The following is a 15,980-nucleotide window of genomic DNA, read 5'->3' on the forward strand; positions in this document are numbered from 1 at the left end:
GTAGTTACAAGAATAATTTTTCTACTTCTTTAATAGATCTTGGCAGACAACAAACAACAATGTAATCTCCTTCTTTTACTTTAAATCCTCCTAATGCTATTAACCCTTCTCCATTTCTAATAACACCACCAACAATTGCAGACCTAGGAAACTCTACATTTTTAATTAATTTATTACAAATTTTTGATGTTGGCTTGACTTTAAACTCTAACAACTCTGCATTCATGTTGTTTAGTTTTGTCATTGCTATTACTTCTCCTTTACGTATATATCTAAATATGTTGTTGGCTGCTAGAAGTTTTTTGTTAATAAGCGTATCTATTCCTATGGATTGAGATAATTCAAAATAATCCATATTTTCTACTAAAGCAATTGTCTTTCTTACACCTTTAGACTTAGCTACTAAGCAAGACATAATATTGGTTTCAGAGTTACCAGTTACCGATATAAATGCATCCATATCGTTAATATTTTCTTCTTCAAGTAACTCTACATTACGTCCGTCTCCATTTATAACTAATACTTTTGGCAGCTCATCTGCTAGATCAAAAGCACTATCTTTATTGTTTTCTATAAGCTTAACATTAAACCCATTTGCAGATAAATCTCTACTAGTTTTAAATCCTATTTTACTTCCACCAAGAATCATTACATCTTTAATTGATGCATTAGTTTTACCTGTCATTTTACACAATTCTTGATCTCCACCTTCACTTGTAATAAATACTACGCTATCTCCTTCTCTAAACTCGGTATCACCACGAGGAATAATTGTGTATTGTGTTCCAAAACGTTGTATTGCAATAGGTACAAAATGAATTTCTGAAAACAATTGTCCAGCCTCTTTTACAGTTTTACCAACAAAATTAGCTGTTCTAGATAACGTTAAACTCACCATGGTTAATGCACCATCTTCAAACTCGTAACTATCTTTAAAAGCCGATTGATTTAAAAGCAATTCTATCTCTGATGCTGCTAAACTTTCTGGAGAAATTAGCTCGTCAATTCCAAATCTTGTAAAACCAACTTCATCTTTATGCTTAATAAACTCGGTATTAGAAATTCTTGCAATTGTTCTTTTTGTTCCTAATTGTTTAGCAAGGACACAAGCTGTAATATTTGTAGTTTCTGAAGCGGTTACACCTATAAATAAATCTGATGCTTCTACCCTAGATTCTTTTAAAATGGCAATAGATGTTGCATCTCCTTTAATAACCTTAATATCAAGATGGTTATCTGCGTAAGTTAAGCTTTCTCTATCGGTATCAATTAAAGTAATTTCTTGAGACTCGTAAGACAGTAGTTTTGCTAAATGAAATCCAACTTCACCTGCTCCTGCAATAATTATTTTCATAGATTGTATAAAATATGGGGTACAAAGATAAATATTTTAAATATTTAAGCCTTAAATAATTATCCTTTTGAAGTTTTAAGAGAATATGTAAAGCGTTATCTTTGCCAAAAATTTAGTTTTGACAAAAGTAAATCCTTATAAAAATAGTGACTTAGGCAAGAAAGAACAAGTCACAAAAATGTTTGATACAATCTCTAAAGATTATGATGGTTTAAACCGTGTTATTTCTTTTGGAATTGATATTAAATGGCGAAAAAAAGTTGTTGAAATAGTTAAAAAACAACAACCTAAAACTATTTTAGATATTGCAACAGGAACAGGTGATTTAGCTATAAATTTAGCCGAAACTTCTGCAGAAGAAATTGTTGGATTAGACATTAGTCCAGGAATGTTAGAAGTAGGTAAAGAAAAAGTCAAAGCTAAACAGTTAGACAATCGTGTTAAAATGATTATTGGCGATTCTGAAAACATGCCATTTGAAGACAACACTTTTGATGCTATAACTGTTGCTTTTGGGGTAAGAAATTTTGAAACTTTAGAAAATGGTTTAAAGGACATCTTACGCGTATTAAAACCTGGTGGTACTTTTGTAATTTTAGAAACTTCTGTGCCTACTAAATTTCCTTTTAAACAAGGGTACAAAGCCTATTCTAAATTTATCCTACCAAGCATTGGCAGACTATTTTCTAAAGACAAAACGGCTTACAAATATTTAAGCGAAAGTGCTTCTGTTTTTCCTTATGGTGAAGCTTTAAACAATATTTTACGTAATATTGGGTTTATTAATGTGGAAGATAAACCACAAACATTTGGTGTAGCTACAATCTATACAGCATCAAAACAATAATTTACATGAAATATATTTTTTCTTTACTTTTTATTGTATCAAGCATAACAACGTCTAATGCCCAGTTATTTTCAAAAGAAAAAGTACAAAACCTACAAAGTGTAGACAAATCCACCTTAAGTTGGGGCTATTATTTAGGATTTAATAATTTAGACTTTAAATTTGATTATAACAGCAATTTAGGCGACATACAAACTGAACGAAGTGTTGGTTTTAACGTAGGTTTAATTGGTAACTTACGCATTAATGATCATTTTGACTTACGTTTAGAGCCTGGTTTAGTAATATCTCAACGTAACCTAAACTACTCTATTAATTACTTTGATAATTTTGAAGATGAAGTGTCTGATTCTGACTTACTACGAGAAGTAAAATCTACTTATGTATATTTTCCTTTACTTTTAAAAATTTCAACTAAAAGGATTAATAATATAAAACCTTTTATCCTGACTGGTATATCTACAGCTATTAATTTATCTAGCAACGAAAAAAATCCTGACGATAATTCTGCTGGAGAATTTAGAATGAAAAAAAACGCACAGTTTTATGAGCTAGGGTTTGGTATAGATTTTTATTTAGATCGTTTTAAGTTTACACCATCAATACGTGGTGTCTTTGCTTTAAATGACGAACTTATCAGAGATAAAGACCCAAATAGTCCTTGGACAAGTAACATAAACAAAATGCAAACTCGCGGAGTTTTTATAAATTTTACAGTTCAATAAAAATTTAATTACTTCTTCTAAACTCACTTAACAAAATAGCTCCTGCTGTAGCTACATTTAAGCTTTCTGTTGCTTGCAAATCTCCAAATCTTGGTATGCTAATACGTTTATTCACATGTTTTTCAATAGATTGACTAATACCATTGGCTTCATTACCTAATACTAAAATACCGTCGGCAGGTAAATTAGATGCGTAAACATTTTCACCATCCATAAAAGCTCCAAAAACAGTCTGTTTAGTTTCTTCTAAATAATGATTTAAATCTATGTAAAACACATTAACACGTGTTAAACTTCCCATGGTTGCTTGTACGACTTTTGGATTAAAACAATCTACAGTTTCTTTACTACACAATAATTGTTTTACACCAAACCAATCGCAAAGTCTAATTATAGTTCCTAGATTTCCTGGATCTCTTAAATCATCTAAAGCTACTATCAACCCTTTACTTTCTATTAAGGATAGTTTAGGGATTTCAAAAACCGCCAAAGCTGTGTTTGGCGTTTTTAAAGCACTAATTTTTTTTAGTTCTGCTTCGGTTATTAGTGTTTCGTTATCAACATTAAAAGTTTTAGTGGTAAACAAATCGACTAATTTAAATGTCGAATTTAAAAACTCATTAATCACTTTTACACCTTCAGCAATAAATAAACCTTCTTGCTGTCTATATTTTTTTTGCTGTAAACGCGTTATATTTTTAATCTGATTTTTAGAAATCACTTTTATCTTAATTTTTTTATAAAGTAACAGAAAAAAAAGGAGTTTAGAGATTTACACCTAAGCTTTATTCAATATTTAATGTATTTTTGAACTAACCTTAAATAAGAGGCACAACTTTTGATTAAAATTGCTTAGCTTTTTAAAACATCATTGAAAACATTTCAACCAAAAATAATCGTTTTTTTATTAATTGTTACGTTGCTTAACAGCTGTAATTCGGTTAAACGTGTTGGCGAAAATCAGCATCTTTTAACAGAAAACAATTTAATTATAAATGGAGAAAAAATAGCAAACGACACTATCTCTAACACTATTGTACAAAAACCAAACACTCGCATACCTTTAATAAAAACGCCTTTACGTCTATTTATTTACAATATAGCTAGACCTAATATAGATTCTATTTTAATGGAGAAGTATTACAACAATCCAGAAAAAATGGAACGTAAGTCAAAACTACTTTCTAGAAAACAATTAGATAAACTTATAGAAAGCAAATCTAATTTTAATAAATGGATTAAAAATACAGGTGAAGCTCCAGTAGTAATCAATGAAGAGTTAACTAAAAAATCTACAAAAAACCTCGAAAATTATTATAAGTCTAACGGTTGGTTTAATGTAAAAACCGATTATACAATAAACAGAAAAGACAACAAAAGAGGTACGGTTGACTATAAAATAGAAACAGGAAGTCCTTTTATTTTAGATACAGTATATGCAACAATCGCATCACCTTCAGTAAAAAAAATTTACGACGAACATAAAAATGAAAGCTTTATAAAAGCAGGTAAACAATTTAAAGACAATTATCTTTATAGCGAAGAAGACCGCATAACAAATCTTATGCGTAATAATGGTGTTTATCATTTTTCTCAAGATTACGTACGCTATGTGTCTGATACTTTAAGAGGTAACAGCACTATGACTTTAGAAACGGTCATAGATAACCGTTTAATAAGAGAAGAAGACGAATCTAGACGAGAACCCTTTAAAATTTATAGCATAAAAGATGTAAACATCTATACCAATAGCTCTTTTAAAAACAGAAATGCAACTTTAACAGACTCTGTAAATTATGACGGTTACAATATATATAGCGTTGGTAAATTAAGATACAAACCTAAAGCTATTACAAATGCTGTTTTTATTTCGCCAAACACCATTTTTAAAGACCAAGCAAGACCATTAACGTCACGATTAATTAGTAATCTACGTACGTTTAAATATCCAAATATTGAATATGTAGAAAATCAAGACACTACGCTAACAGCAAATATTTATCTAACACCATTAAAAAAGTTTGAGTTAGGCATTAGTGCAGAAACGTTTCAAAGCAACATACAAACTGTAGGATTTTCTTTTAATCCAAGTTTATTAATTAGAAATGTGTTTAGAGGTGCAGAAACGTTAGAGCTTTCTGGATTTGCATCTATTGGTGCTTCAAAAGATGCAAATAATGGTAATGATCAATTTTTTGATATTAATGAGCTTGGAGCTAATTTAAAACTAAGTTTCCCTAGGATATTCTTTCCTATTAATACCGAAAAGATCATTCCTAAATCCATGTTTCCTAGTACAAAAATTTCTCTTTCGGCATCAAGCCAAACAAACATTGGTCTAGATAGACAAACGTTTACTGGCATCTTTAACTACCAATGGTATCCTAGTAAAAAAGTTACAAATAGATTAGATTTTTTTAATATTCAATTTGTAAAAAACCTAAACACCGCAAACTATTTTAACGTTTATCAAAACTCTTTTGATGCTTTAAATGAAATTGCACAAAACAGTGGTTTTATAGCTACAAACCAAACCTTAGGTATACCAACACAAGCAGATAATTTTTTAAATGAAATTAGAAACGGAACATACAACAACACTTTATCTAATGACGATTTAACAGCTGCAAATGCAATTGCCGAAAGAAAAATAAGATTAACAGAAGACAACCTTATCTTCTCTACTAACTTTAACTACGTAAAAGATAGAAGAGATAATCTTTTAGATGAAGATTTTTCTATATTAAGACTTAAACTAGAATTAGCAGGTAACTTCTTATCTACAGTATCTTCTTTAATTGGTGTAGAAAAAAATGACAATGATAAATACGAGCTTTTTAATGTAGCTTTTTCCCAATACGTAAAAACCGAATTTGATTATATCAAGCATTGGCGTCTAGGATACAAAAACGTTTTTGCAGTAAGAAGTTTTGTGGGTATTGCAATACCATACGGAAATTCGACCAACATACCCTTCTCAAAAAGTTTCTTTGCAGGTGGCGCTAATGATAACAGAGCTTGGACAGCATATAACTTAGGACCAGGTAGTTTAAACACTACAAACGAGTTTAATGAAGCTAACTTTAAAATTGCTCTTAGCGCAGAACAACGTTTTAACCTATTTGGTGATTTAAACGGCGCTTTATTTGTAGATGCAGGAAACATTTGGAACGTTTTTGATGATATTGAAGACGACCGGGCAACGTTTTCTGGATTTGACTCTTTAAAAGACATAGCTGTTGGTTCTGGTTTTGGATTAAGGTACGATTTTGGCTTTTTTGTACTACGTGGCGACATCGGATTTAAAACCTATAATCCTGCTTATTCAGAAGGTAATAGATGGTTTAAAGATTATAACTTCTCTAACGCAGTCTATAATATTGGTATAAATTATCCATTCTAAACAGTCTTAATTTTGCGATAACGTTTGCGTGGTTTTGTACCTAAAAACTTAAAAATAACATCTAATTTCATTACTTTTACAAACATTACTAATTCAACAAATTAAATTAAAATGGCTCATAACATTAAACCTGGAGTTGCAACCGGAAAAGAAGTTCAAGAAATTTTTAAACTAGCTAAAGAAAAAGGCTTTGCATTACCTGCTGTTAACGTAATTGGATCTAATACAATTAACGGTGTTTTAGAAACTGCAGCAGAATTAAACGCTCCTGTTATTATACAATTCTCAAATGGTGGTGCTCAATTTAACGCTGGTAAAGGTTTAAGTAACGAAGATCAAAAAGCTGCTATAGCTGGTAGTATTGCAGGTGCAAAACATGTACACCAAATGGCAGACGCTTATGGTGTTCCTGTAATTTTACATACAGATCACTGCGCAAAAAAATTATTACCTTGGATTGACGGATTGTTAGACGCTAGTGAGCAACACTATAAAGAAACAGGTAAACCGCTTTACAGCTCTCATATGATTGATTTAAGTGAAGAGCCTTTAGAAGAAAACATTGAAATCTGTAAAACTTATCTTGAGCGAATGAGCAAGATGGGAATGACTTTAGAAATAGAACTAGGTATTACAGGCGGTGAAGAAGATGGTGTAGACAATAGTGATGTAGACGAGTCTAAACTATACACACAACCAGAAGAAGTAGCTTACGCTTATGAAGAGTTAAGCAAAGTAAGTGATCAATTTACTATTGCTGCTGCATTTGGAAATGTTCATGGAGTTTATAAACCAGGAAATGTAAAGTTAACTCCAAAAATTCTTAAAAATTCTCAAGAATATATTTCAGAAAAATATAATTTACCACACAACCATATTGACTTCGTATTTCATGGTGGATCAGGTTCTACTTTAGAAGAAATTAGAGAAGCTATAGGTTACGGTGTTATAAAAATGAATATAGACACAGATATGCAATATGCATTTATGTCTGGTGTTAGGGATTATATGGGAGAAAAAGCAGATTATTTAAAATCTCAGATTGGTAGTCCTGATGGACCAGATTCTCCTAACAAAAAACACTATGACCCACGTGTTTGGCTACGTAAAGGGGAACAAACATTTGTAAGTCGTCTTAAACAAGCATTTGAAGATTTAAATAACGTAAATACACTTTAAACGTTAAATTTTAAAACAAATAAATCCTGCTTATATACTATAACCATTTAGTTAAGCAGGATTTTTTATATGTTTACAAGTCTAAAATTAACAGTTAAACATTTCAATTTTTTGAGATTAAATAATAAATACTGTAATTTTGTACGCTTGATTATTTAAAAACTAACTAATAGCAAAACCGGTTTTTCAAGCATAATTTTAAAACCGTAAATAAAAATCGTAAATCAATATGGCTTGGTTTAAAAGAAAAGAAAAAGGTATACAAACCTCTACAGAACAAAAAAAAGACACTCCTAAAGGCTTATGGTATAAGTCTCCAACTGGTAAAATAGTAGACTCTAAAGAATTAGAGAAAAATTTCTATGTAAGTCCAGAGGATGGATACCACGTAAGAATAGGAAGTAAAGAATATTTTGAAATTTTATTTGATGATAACAAGTTTAAAGAGCTAGATGCTAACCTAACATCTAAAGACCCTTTAAAATTTGAAGACACAAAAAAGTATCCAGACCGTTTAAAAGCTGCTGAAAAGAAAACAAATTTAAAAGACGCTGTACGTTGCGCTGTCGGTAAATCTAAAGGAAAAGATTTAGTAATTGCTTGTATGGATTTTGCTTTTATAGGTGGATCTATGGGTAGTGTTGTTGGAGAAAAAATTGCTCGTGCTGCAGATTATGCATTAAAGAAAAAACTTCCATTTATGATTATATCTAAATCTGGTGGTGCACGTATGATGGAAGCTGCTTTATCATTAATGCAGTTAGCTAAAACATCTGCTAAATTAGGACAACTTGCAGATGCAGGTATACCTTACATCTCATTATGTACAGATCCAACAACTGGAGGTACTACTGCTTCTTTTGCTATGCTTGGAGATATAAATATTGCAGAACCTGGTGCATTAATTGGATTTGCTGGACCACGTGTTGTACGTGATACTACAGGACAAGAGTTACCAGAAGGCTTCCAAACCTCAGAGTTTTTATTAGAGCATGGTTTCTTAGATTTTATTACACATCGTAAAGATTTAAAAAACAAAGTTAATAAGTACATAGACTTAATAACTAATCAGCCGTTAAGAGCTTAAAATAAAAAAAAGACCTTTTTACAAAGGTCTTTTTTTTATAAATCATATATTTAATTTCATCCTTTTCTAAAGAAAATTTTAAAAGTAGTTCCTTTATCTACCTGGCTTTCAACTTCAATTTTTCCTCCCATAGACTCTACGTGATTCTTTGTTATAAATAAACCAACACCAGTTGCATCCTTGTTATAATGAAACGTTTTATATAACTTAAATAAGCTATCTCCAAACTTATCCAAGTCTATACCTAAGCCATTATCTTTAATTTTTAAAATATTAAATTGTCCTTTTATTTCATTTTCAATAGTCACTTCTAATGGTCTTTCATTAGATCTATACTTAATAGCATTTGTCAAAAAATTAAGAATAATACTATCTAAATAGGCTGGTATAGCTTTTATTTCACAATTAGCTTCAACTTTGTTTACTATTTTACAATCAATATTTTTTGCTAAAGCACTTACATTGTAAATAGTTTTGCTAACGTATTCGCATAAATTAAGATTATCTAACTTATTTTCTTTAATTGTTTTAATTTTAGATATTTCTGTTAAATGAAGTACGGTATCATTTAAATTAGTGACCGAGTCTTTTAGCATTTTAAAATCTTCTCTAGGCTTTATTTCAGGAATATCCTCTTCAATAAAATCTACAAGTGTAGATAAATTAAATACATGAGTTTTTAAATTGTGGGTAATAATCTCTGTAAAATCAGATAAACGCTCATTTTGAATCTTTACGATATCTAGCATTGATTTTAATTTATTCTCATTTTTTATCATTTGACTTATATCTGATATTTGAGAAATAAAATATTGAGGTTTATCTAAATTGTCTTTAACTAAAGACACACTTAGCCTAGTCCAAATTATACGACCATCTTTATGAAAATATCTTTTTTTCATAGAATAGCTAGGTATAGTCCCTGATAGCAAAGATTTCATCTTAGATAAATCTATATCAAGATCATCTTTATGGGTAATCTCTTTAAAAGTCATACTATAAAGCTCTTCTTTAGTATAACCTAAAGTATTTAGCACACTAGCATTAACTTTTACCCATTCTCCCTTTAAACTAACAATAGCAATCCCTTCTTTAGCTTGGTTAAAGATATTTTCAAAAAGATCGTTTTTGACCTTTTCGATTTCGAAGTTCATAATACATTGATTTATAGCGTCATAAAATTACATCATTAAGAGTTAAGTATCAAAAAAACTCGATATAAACTCAAAAAAAATTAAAAAAATATCTAATTAGATGTTTTATACATTTAAATATAGAGTTTTAATAAAAATACTTATATTTGCCGCTCGAAAGATAACCTTTCGTGTACATAACAATCATTTACAATAATATTAGCATGTATTTATCAAAAGAAAAAAAAGAAGAAATCTTCGCAAAACACGGTAAAGGAGCAAACGATACTGGTTCTGCAGAAGGACAGATTGCATTATTCACTTACAGAATTAACCACTTAACAGAACACTTAAAAAAGAATCGTAAAGATTTTAACTCAGAGCGTTCTCTTGTAAAAATGGTAGGTAAGCGTCGTGCGCTTTTAGACTATTTAACTAAAAAAGATATCATGAGATATCGTGCAATAGTGAAAGAATTAGGATTAAGAAAATAATTAAAAAGAGGCTTCGCGCCTCTTTTTTTCATTATATAACTCGCTTTCGAACGAGTATAACTATCGGAATTGAAGAAGCTAATTATAGTTTTTCATTGGTCACACAACAACTACACAACAACACAACGACCATTGTTTAATTAGAATTAAAAAATTTATGATTCCAAAAACTTACAAAGAGGTCATTGACCTTGGGGACGGTAGAGAAATATCTATCGAAACCGGAAAACTTGCAAAACAGGCTCATGGTTCTGTTGTTGTGCAATCAGGAAAATGTATGTTATTATGTACAGTTGTTTCCAACTATAAAGCTGCAGACGTAGATTTCTTACCGTTAACAGTAGATTATAGAGAAAAATTTGCTGCTGCTGGTCGTTATCCTGGTGGTTTCTTTAAAAGAGAAGCAAGACCAAGCGATGGAGAAGTACTAACTATGCGTCTTGTAGACCGTGTTTTACGTCCATTATTCCCGAAAGATTACCACAGCGAAACTCAGGTAATGATTCAATTAATGTCGCATGACCCAGAAGTTATGCCAGACGCTATGGCTGGTTTAGCTGCATCTGCCGCTATTCAACTTTCAGACATTCCTTTTGAAACTCCAATCTCAGAAGTAAGAGTTGGACGTATTAATGGAGAATTTATCATCAACCCAACATTAGCACAATTAGCAGAATCTGACATAGACATGATGATTGGTGCATCTGCAGACTCTGTAATGATGGTAGAAGGTGAAATGGATGAGATTTCTGAAGAGGAAATGACAGAAGCTATCAAAGCTGCTCACGAAGCTATTAAAATACAGTGTGAAGCTCAGACAAAATTAGCTGAAGCATTTGGTAAAAAAGAAACCAGAGAATACGAACCAGAAAGAGCAGACGAAGATTTAGCTAAAAAGATCCACGATATGGCATACGATAAAGTATATGCTGTAGCAAAAGCAGGATCTTCTAAGCACGAACGTGGTGCTGCATTTGCCGAAATTAAAGAAGAAATAATCGCTTCATTCTCTGAAGAAGAGGTTGAAGATTTTGGCGATTTAATTTCAAAATATTACAGCAAAGCTGAAAAAGCTGCTGTACGTGACTTAACTTTAAACGAAGGATTACGTTTAGACGGTCGTAAAACAACAGAGATTAGACCAATTTGGTGTGAGGTAGATTACTTACCATCAACACATGGTTCTTCTATCTTTACTCGTGGAGAAACACAAGCATTAGCAACCGTTACTTTAGGAACAAGTAGAGAAGCTAACCAAATAGACATGCCATCTTTTGAAGGTGAAGAGCGTTTCTATTTACACTATAACTTCCCTCCATTTTCGACAGGTGAAGCAAGACCAATTAGAGGTACTTCTAGACGTGAAGTTGGTCATGGTAACTTAGCGCAACGTGCTTTAAAAGGTATGGTACCAGAAGATTGTCCATATACAGTACGTGTAGTATCAGAAGTATTAGAATCTAACGGTTCTTCTTCTATGGCAACAGTTTGTGCTGGTACTATGGCACTTATGGATGCTGGTGTTAAATTAAAGAAGCCTGTTTCTGGTATTGCAATGGGATTAATTACCGATACAGAATCTGGTAAATATGCTGTATTATCTGATATTTTAGGTGATGAAGATCACTTAGGAGATATGGACTTTAAAGTAACTGGTACCGCAGATGGTATTACAGCTTGCCAAATGGATATAAAGGTTAAAGGATTATCATATGAGATTTTAGTAAATGCACTAAAACAAGCTCGCGATGGTCGTTTACACATCTTAAGTAAGTTAACTGATACTATTGCAGAACCTAATGCAGACGTTAAAGGTCATGCACCAAAAATGGTAACAAGACGTATTCCTAATGAATTTATTGGAGCACTTATTGGTCCTGGCGGAAAGAATATTCAAGAGTTACAAAAAGAAACAGAAACTACTATTGTTATCAATGAAGATCCTGTTACTGAAGAAGGAATTGTTGAAGTTTTAGGTGTTGGTTCAAAAGGTATAGATGCTGTTTTAGCTCGTATTGATGCAATGTTATTTAAACCAGAAGTTGGTAGCATCTACGAAGTAAAAGTGATTAAAATGTTAGATTTTGGAGCTGTTGTAGAATATACAGAAGCACCAGGAAACGAAGTTTTATTACACGTAAGCGAATTAGCTTGGGAACGTACAGAAAATGTATCTGATGTTGTAAACATGGGAGACGTTTTTGATGTAAAATACTTTGGTATTGATCCAAGAACACGAAAAGAAAAAGTATCTCGTAAAGCTATTTTACCAAAACCAGAAGGTTGGCAAGACAGACCTAAACGTGATAATAATAAAGGTGGAAATCGTGAACGAAACAACAAACGTGACGACAGAAAACCTAGAAATGACAAAAAAGACTAATTCTTTTTTAAAACTAAAAAATTAAACCTCGTAATTCTTTACGAGGTTTTTTTATAAAGTTTTCTTAAAAATTAATTTATCAAAATCTACACTTTAGATTAAGGCGTAAATATGATAAACAATCATTTATTTATGCACAACTTAACACTTAACCAAAACAAATTTTTCAAATCAATTAAAAAACTTTTATCAACTCCAAAAACCAAAACTGAAAACACTCAAAATAGAGCGATATTAATAAGTTCGTTTATTTTTATTGCTTTTGGACTGTACTTACTTTCTATCTTTTATGCAGACTTAGAGGCATTCAATAATAATAGAAAAGAATCTTTATTGGGTCTAAGCTTTCTCATCATTGCTAGTTCCTTATTTATATACAAAGCGTTTTTTTTCATATATACCACTTATAACTATTTTAATTATAAACCTATAGAATCTGTTAAAGATCAAAGTTTACCAACATGCACAGTAATCATTCCTGCATATAACGAAGGTAAACAAGTATATGATACATTAATAAGCATTTCAAAAAGTGATTATCCAAAAAACAAACTACAATTAATAGCTATAGATGACGGTAGCTTAGACAATACTTGGTCATGGATTAAGAAAGCTAAAGAAGAGCTTAAAGATGAATTAGAAATTTTCAAGCAACCAAAAAACCAAGGAAAAAGGCATGCTCTATATCGTGGTTTCAATTTAGGTAAAGGAGACGTTTTTGTAACAATTGATAGCGACTCTATTGTAACTAAAGATACATTGCGCAACCTTGTTAGTCCATTTTCTAAAGACAAAAATTGTGCTGCTGTAGCAGGAAATATTAGAGTACTAAACAATAAAAAACGAATTATCCCTAAAATGCTAGATGTTAGTTTTGTAATGAGTTTTGAGTTTGTAAGATCTGCAGAAAGCAACTTAAACACCGTATTATGTACACCTGGTGCGCTAGCAGCATACAAAAAAGATGCAGTATTAGCGTGCTTAGAACAGTGGATTAATCAAAAATTTATGGGAAAACCATCTGATATTGGTGAAGATAGAGCTTTAACAAATATGATATTAAAACAAGGAAAAAATGTTCTATTTCAACGTAATGCTATTGCCTACACTAATGTTCCAGAAGAATATCCTGGACTATATAAAATGTTTATAAGATGGTCTAGAAGTAATGTAAGAGAAAATCTAGAAATGTCTAAATACGTATTTACTAATTTTAGAAAAAACAATAAACTAGGAGCAAGACTATTATTTATCAGTCAATTTTCTAATTTACTTCTAAGTTATCCATTTGTCTTATTCATGTTATTTTTTGTAATGGTTCATCCTTTATTATTTTTAGGTACTACTCTATTTAGTATTTTAATAATTTCATCATTCTCATTACTGTTCTTTTTTACTAGATATAAATCACTACAAGGGTTTTGGGCATTTACATATAGCATTGTGTACACATTTGCATTGTTCTGGATAACTCCTTATGCAATAGCAACAGCTAGAAAACCTGGTTGGTTAACACGCTAGTTAATATTAAAGTAATTAATTGGCACAGACTATAATTTAAACTGACAAAACCTCATTTTTGCGACACTATGTCAGTTTTTAATTTTATTAATTTTTCAAAATACACTAAGGATTTTACTCAATAATTGAGAAACCTTCAAACTTTAATTAAATAATTTTCACATATAACAATTTTTAAAATTAATTCTTTTTTTCGGGTGTTCCGTACAGTCCTTGTGCAACAATAAGTGTATAATATTTAAAACCAACACTTTAAAAAACATGAAAGTATTAGTTATTGGAGCAGGAAATATGGGATTAACATACTCTGAAGGTATGGCTAGCTCACCACTTTTAGGTAAGCATAATCTTAAAATATTTGATACTGATCCAAAAAAGATCGAAACTTTAAGTAAAGAACCTCATTTTGATGTTTATGATAATTTAGACGATTGTTTACCAAAAGCAGATATCGTTTTTGTAGCTGTAAAGCCATATCATAGCGAGGATTTATTTAAAGAAATGAAGCCAAAAATTAACAACCAACAAATTATTGTGTCATTAATGGCTGGTGTAACAATAGATACAATTAAAGAACAATTAGGCGCTATTAAAGTTGTAAGAGCAATGCCTAACCTTCCAGCAAAAGTTGGTAAAGGTGTAACGTCTTACACAGAATCTGACGCTGTTAGTAAAATAGAGTTAATCATGGTTAGAAACCTTTTAGATACTACAGGTACTTCTATTCATGTTAATACAGAAAAATTTATCGATGCCTCTACAGGAATTTCTGGTAGTGGACCAGCATACGTATTCTATTTTATGCAATCTATGTTAGAAGCTGCATTAAAAATGGGCTTCTCAGATTACGATTCTAAGATTTTAGTAAGCAATACTTTTGAAGGTGCAATAGAACTTTTTAATCAGTCAGATTTATCTCCAAAATCTTGGATAAACAGAGTTGCTTCTAAAGGAGGTACAACACAAGCTGCAATAGATAGTATGGAAGATAATAATGTAAAACAGTTAATACAAGATGCTGCATATGCTGCGTTTGATAGAGCTGTAGAATTAGGTAAAGACAAATAAAATGGACGACGATATTAAAAAAATTGTAGTAAAAGTAGGAACCAACGTTCTTACAAATAAAGATAACCGAATTTTAGGACCTGTTTTAAGAGAATTAGTAAGACAAATTTCTGTTTTAAATGAAAGAGATATAGACGTTGTACTAGTTTCATCTGGTTCTGCAATTGCAGGAAAAGAAGTCTTAGGCGAAATCAAAGCAACTGATAAAGCTATAAGACGTCAAATTTATTCTTCTGTAGGACAACCTCGTTTAATGCGTCATTATTATAGTATTTTTCATGATTATGGGATGCGATGTGCCCAAGTTTTAGCAACCAAAAGAGATTTTGATGCTGGTAAACACCGTGAGAACATGATAAACTGCTATCAAGGTTTATTGGCAGAAGGTGTAACTCCTATTGCTAATGAGGATGACGCCGTTTCTTTAAGTATGTCTATGTTTTCTGATAATGATGAGTTAGCTAGTTTAGTTGCAGAATTAATAGACGCAGATAGGTTAATAATTTTATCTGACACAGACGGATTATATACCGGTCATCCAGATGATGAAGATTCAGAAAAAATCACAGAGGTTACTGTTGATCAAAATGTAGAAAAATACGTCAAAGCTTCTGGTAAAAAAGAAGGCGAAGGACGTGGTGGTATGGCTTCAAAATTAAAAATAGCCAAGGGAACCGCTAAAAAAGATATTCCTACTTATATCGCCAATGGTAAAAGAGAAAATGTAATTGTAGACATTGTAGACGATAAAGAAATAGGAACAAAATTTATTCACTAAAAAAAATT

The 15,980-nt window shown here is 31.2% G+C and carries 13 protein-coding genes; 10 read left to right on the forward strand and 3 right to left on the reverse strand.

The window, feature by feature from the left end:
* Window positions 1-4: 4 nt before the first annotated feature.
* On the reverse strand, window positions 5-1,354 hold the full coding sequence (trkA, locus tag INR78_RS03235; RefSeq protein WP_027881048.1) for a Trk system potassium transporter TrkA: 1,350 nt from the start codon (window positions 1,352-1,354) through the stop codon (window positions 5-7).
* Between the two features lie 118 nt (window positions 1,355-1,472).
* On the opposite strand from trkA, the gene ubiE reads away from it, so the two are divergent.
* Together ubiE and INR78_RS03245 are read left to right on the forward strand one after the other, a co-directional pair.
* Window positions 1,473-2,201, forward strand: a complete 729-nt coding sequence (gene ubiE / locus INR78_RS03240) for a bifunctional demethylmenaquinone methyltransferase/2-methoxy-6-polyprenyl-1,4-benzoquinol methylase UbiE (protein WP_223077442.1) — start codon at window positions 1,473-1,475, stop codon at window positions 2,199-2,201.
* A gap of 5 nt (window positions 2,202-2,206) precedes the next feature.
* Complete coding sequence (locus INR78_RS03245) at window positions 2,207-2,926, forward strand: porin family protein (RefSeq protein WP_223077443.1); 720 nt, start codon at window positions 2,207-2,209, stop codon at window positions 2,924-2,926.
* Between the two features lie 4 nt (window positions 2,927-2,930).
* Here INR78_RS03245 and INR78_RS03250 read toward each other — a convergent pair whose 3' ends face one another.
* Window positions 2,931-3,647: an RNA methyltransferase gene (locus INR78_RS03250; RefSeq protein ID WP_223077444.1), complete on the reverse strand. Its 717-nt coding sequence runs from the start codon at window positions 3,645-3,647 to the stop codon at window positions 2,931-2,933.
* Between the two features lie 150 nt (window positions 3,648-3,797).
* Here INR78_RS03250 and INR78_RS03255 point away from each other — a divergent pair, with 150 nt between their 5' ends.
* The 3 genes from INR78_RS03255 to accD all read left to right on the forward strand — a co-directional run bounded on the left by INR78_RS03255 (window position 3,798) and on the right by accD (window position 8,595).
* Entirely contained in the window at window positions 3,798-6,329 is a 2,532-nt protein-coding gene (locus INR78_RS03255; protein ID WP_223077445.1) for a BamA/TamA family outer membrane protein, read from the forward strand.
* Window positions 6,330-6,440: 111 nt separating this feature from the next.
* Window positions 6,441-7,508, forward strand: coding sequence for a class II fructose-bisphosphate aldolase (gene fbaA, locus INR78_RS03260; RefSeq protein ID WP_223077446.1), 1,068 nt, complete (start codon window positions 6,441-6,443; stop codon window positions 7,506-7,508).
* A 229-nt stretch (window positions 7,509-7,737) separates the two neighbouring features.
* Window positions 7,738-8,595 carry an acetyl-CoA carboxylase, carboxyltransferase subunit beta gene (gene accD / locus INR78_RS03265; protein ID WP_223077447.1) on the forward strand — a complete coding sequence of 286 codons (858 nt, stop codon included), beginning with the start codon at window positions 7,738-7,740 and terminating at the stop codon, window positions 8,593-8,595.
* Window positions 8,596-8,651: 56 nt separating this feature from the next.
* On the opposite strand, the gene INR78_RS03270 is transcribed toward accD, so the two are convergent.
* The gene (locus INR78_RS03270; RefSeq protein ID WP_223077448.1) at window positions 8,652-9,749 is read right to left on the reverse strand and encodes a PAS domain S-box protein; all 1,098 of its coding nucleotides are present in this window, start codon (window positions 9,747-9,749) and stop codon (window positions 8,652-8,654) included.
* Window positions 9,750-9,952: 203 nt separating this feature from the next.
* On the opposite strand from INR78_RS03270, the gene rpsO reads away from it, so the two are divergent.
* The 5 genes from rpsO (at window position 9,953) to proB (ending at window position 15,972) form a co-directional block, all read left to right on the forward strand.
* Entirely contained in the window at window positions 9,953-10,222 is a 270-nt protein-coding gene (rpsO, locus tag INR78_RS03275) for a 30S ribosomal protein S15 (RefSeq protein WP_027881040.1), read from the forward strand.
* 157 nt (window positions 10,223-10,379) lie between these two features.
* On the forward strand, window positions 10,380-12,605 hold the full coding sequence (locus tag INR78_RS03280; protein ID WP_223077449.1) for a polyribonucleotide nucleotidyltransferase: 2,226 nt from the start codon (window positions 10,380-10,382) through the stop codon (window positions 12,603-12,605).
* Between the two features lie 111 nt (window positions 12,606-12,716).
* Window positions 12,717-14,126, forward strand: a complete 1,410-nt coding sequence (locus tag INR78_RS03285) for a glycosyltransferase family 2 protein (RefSeq protein ID WP_255593111.1) — start codon at window positions 12,717-12,719, stop codon at window positions 14,124-14,126.
* 234 nt (window positions 14,127-14,360) lie between these two features.
* Window positions 14,361-15,194, forward strand: a complete 834-nt coding sequence (gene proC, locus INR78_RS03290) for a pyrroline-5-carboxylate reductase (protein ID WP_255593140.1) — start codon at window positions 14,361-14,363, stop codon at window positions 15,192-15,194.
* A gap of 1 nt (window position 15,195) precedes the next feature.
* Window positions 15,196-15,972 carry a glutamate 5-kinase gene (proB, locus tag INR78_RS03295; protein WP_223077450.1) on the forward strand — a complete coding sequence of 259 codons (777 nt, stop codon included), beginning with the start codon at window positions 15,196-15,198 and terminating at the stop codon, window positions 15,970-15,972.
* Window positions 15,973-15,980: the final 8 nt, after the last annotated feature.

The sequence above is a fragment of the Mesoflavibacter sp. SCSIO 43206 genome (assembly GCF_019904215.1).
Lineage (GTDB): Bacteria > Bacteroidota > Bacteroidia > Flavobacteriales > Flavobacteriaceae > Mesoflavibacter > Mesoflavibacter zeaxanthinifaciens.

Excerpts from the sequence above, each read along its gene's own strand:
- fbaA (WP_223077446.1), top strand. The coding sequence starts at position 6,441 with ATGGCTCATAACATTAAACCTGGAGTTGCAACCGGAAAAGAAGTTCAA.
- INR78_RS03280 (WP_223077449.1), top strand. The coding sequence starts at position 10,380 with ATGATTCCAAAAACTTACAAAGAGGTCATTGACCTTGGGGACGGTAGA.
- rpsO (WP_027881040.1), top strand. The coding sequence starts at position 9,953 with ATGTATTTATCAAAAGAAAAAAAAGAAGAAATCTTCGCAAAACACGGT.
- accD (WP_223077447.1), top strand. The coding sequence starts at position 7,738 with ATGGCTTGGTTTAAAAGAAAAGAAAAAGGTATACAAACCTCTACAGAA.
- INR78_RS03245 (WP_223077443.1), top strand. The coding sequence starts at position 2,207 with ATGAAATATATTTTTTCTTTACTTTTTATTGTATCAAGCATAACAACG.
- INR78_RS03285 (WP_255593111.1), top strand. The coding sequence starts at position 12,717 with ATGATAAACAATCATTTATTTATGCACAACTTAACACTTAACCAAAAC.
- INR78_RS03270 (WP_223077448.1), bottom strand. The coding sequence starts at position 9,749 with ATGAACTTCGAAATCGAAAAGGTCAAAAACGATCTTTTTGAAAATATC.
- trkA (WP_027881048.1), bottom strand. The coding sequence starts at position 1,354 with ATGAAAATAATTATTGCAGGAGCAGGTGAAGTTGGATTTCATTTAGCA.
- proB (WP_223077450.1), top strand. The coding sequence starts at position 15,196 with ATGGACGACGATATTAAAAAAATTGTAGTAAAAGTAGGAACCAACGTT.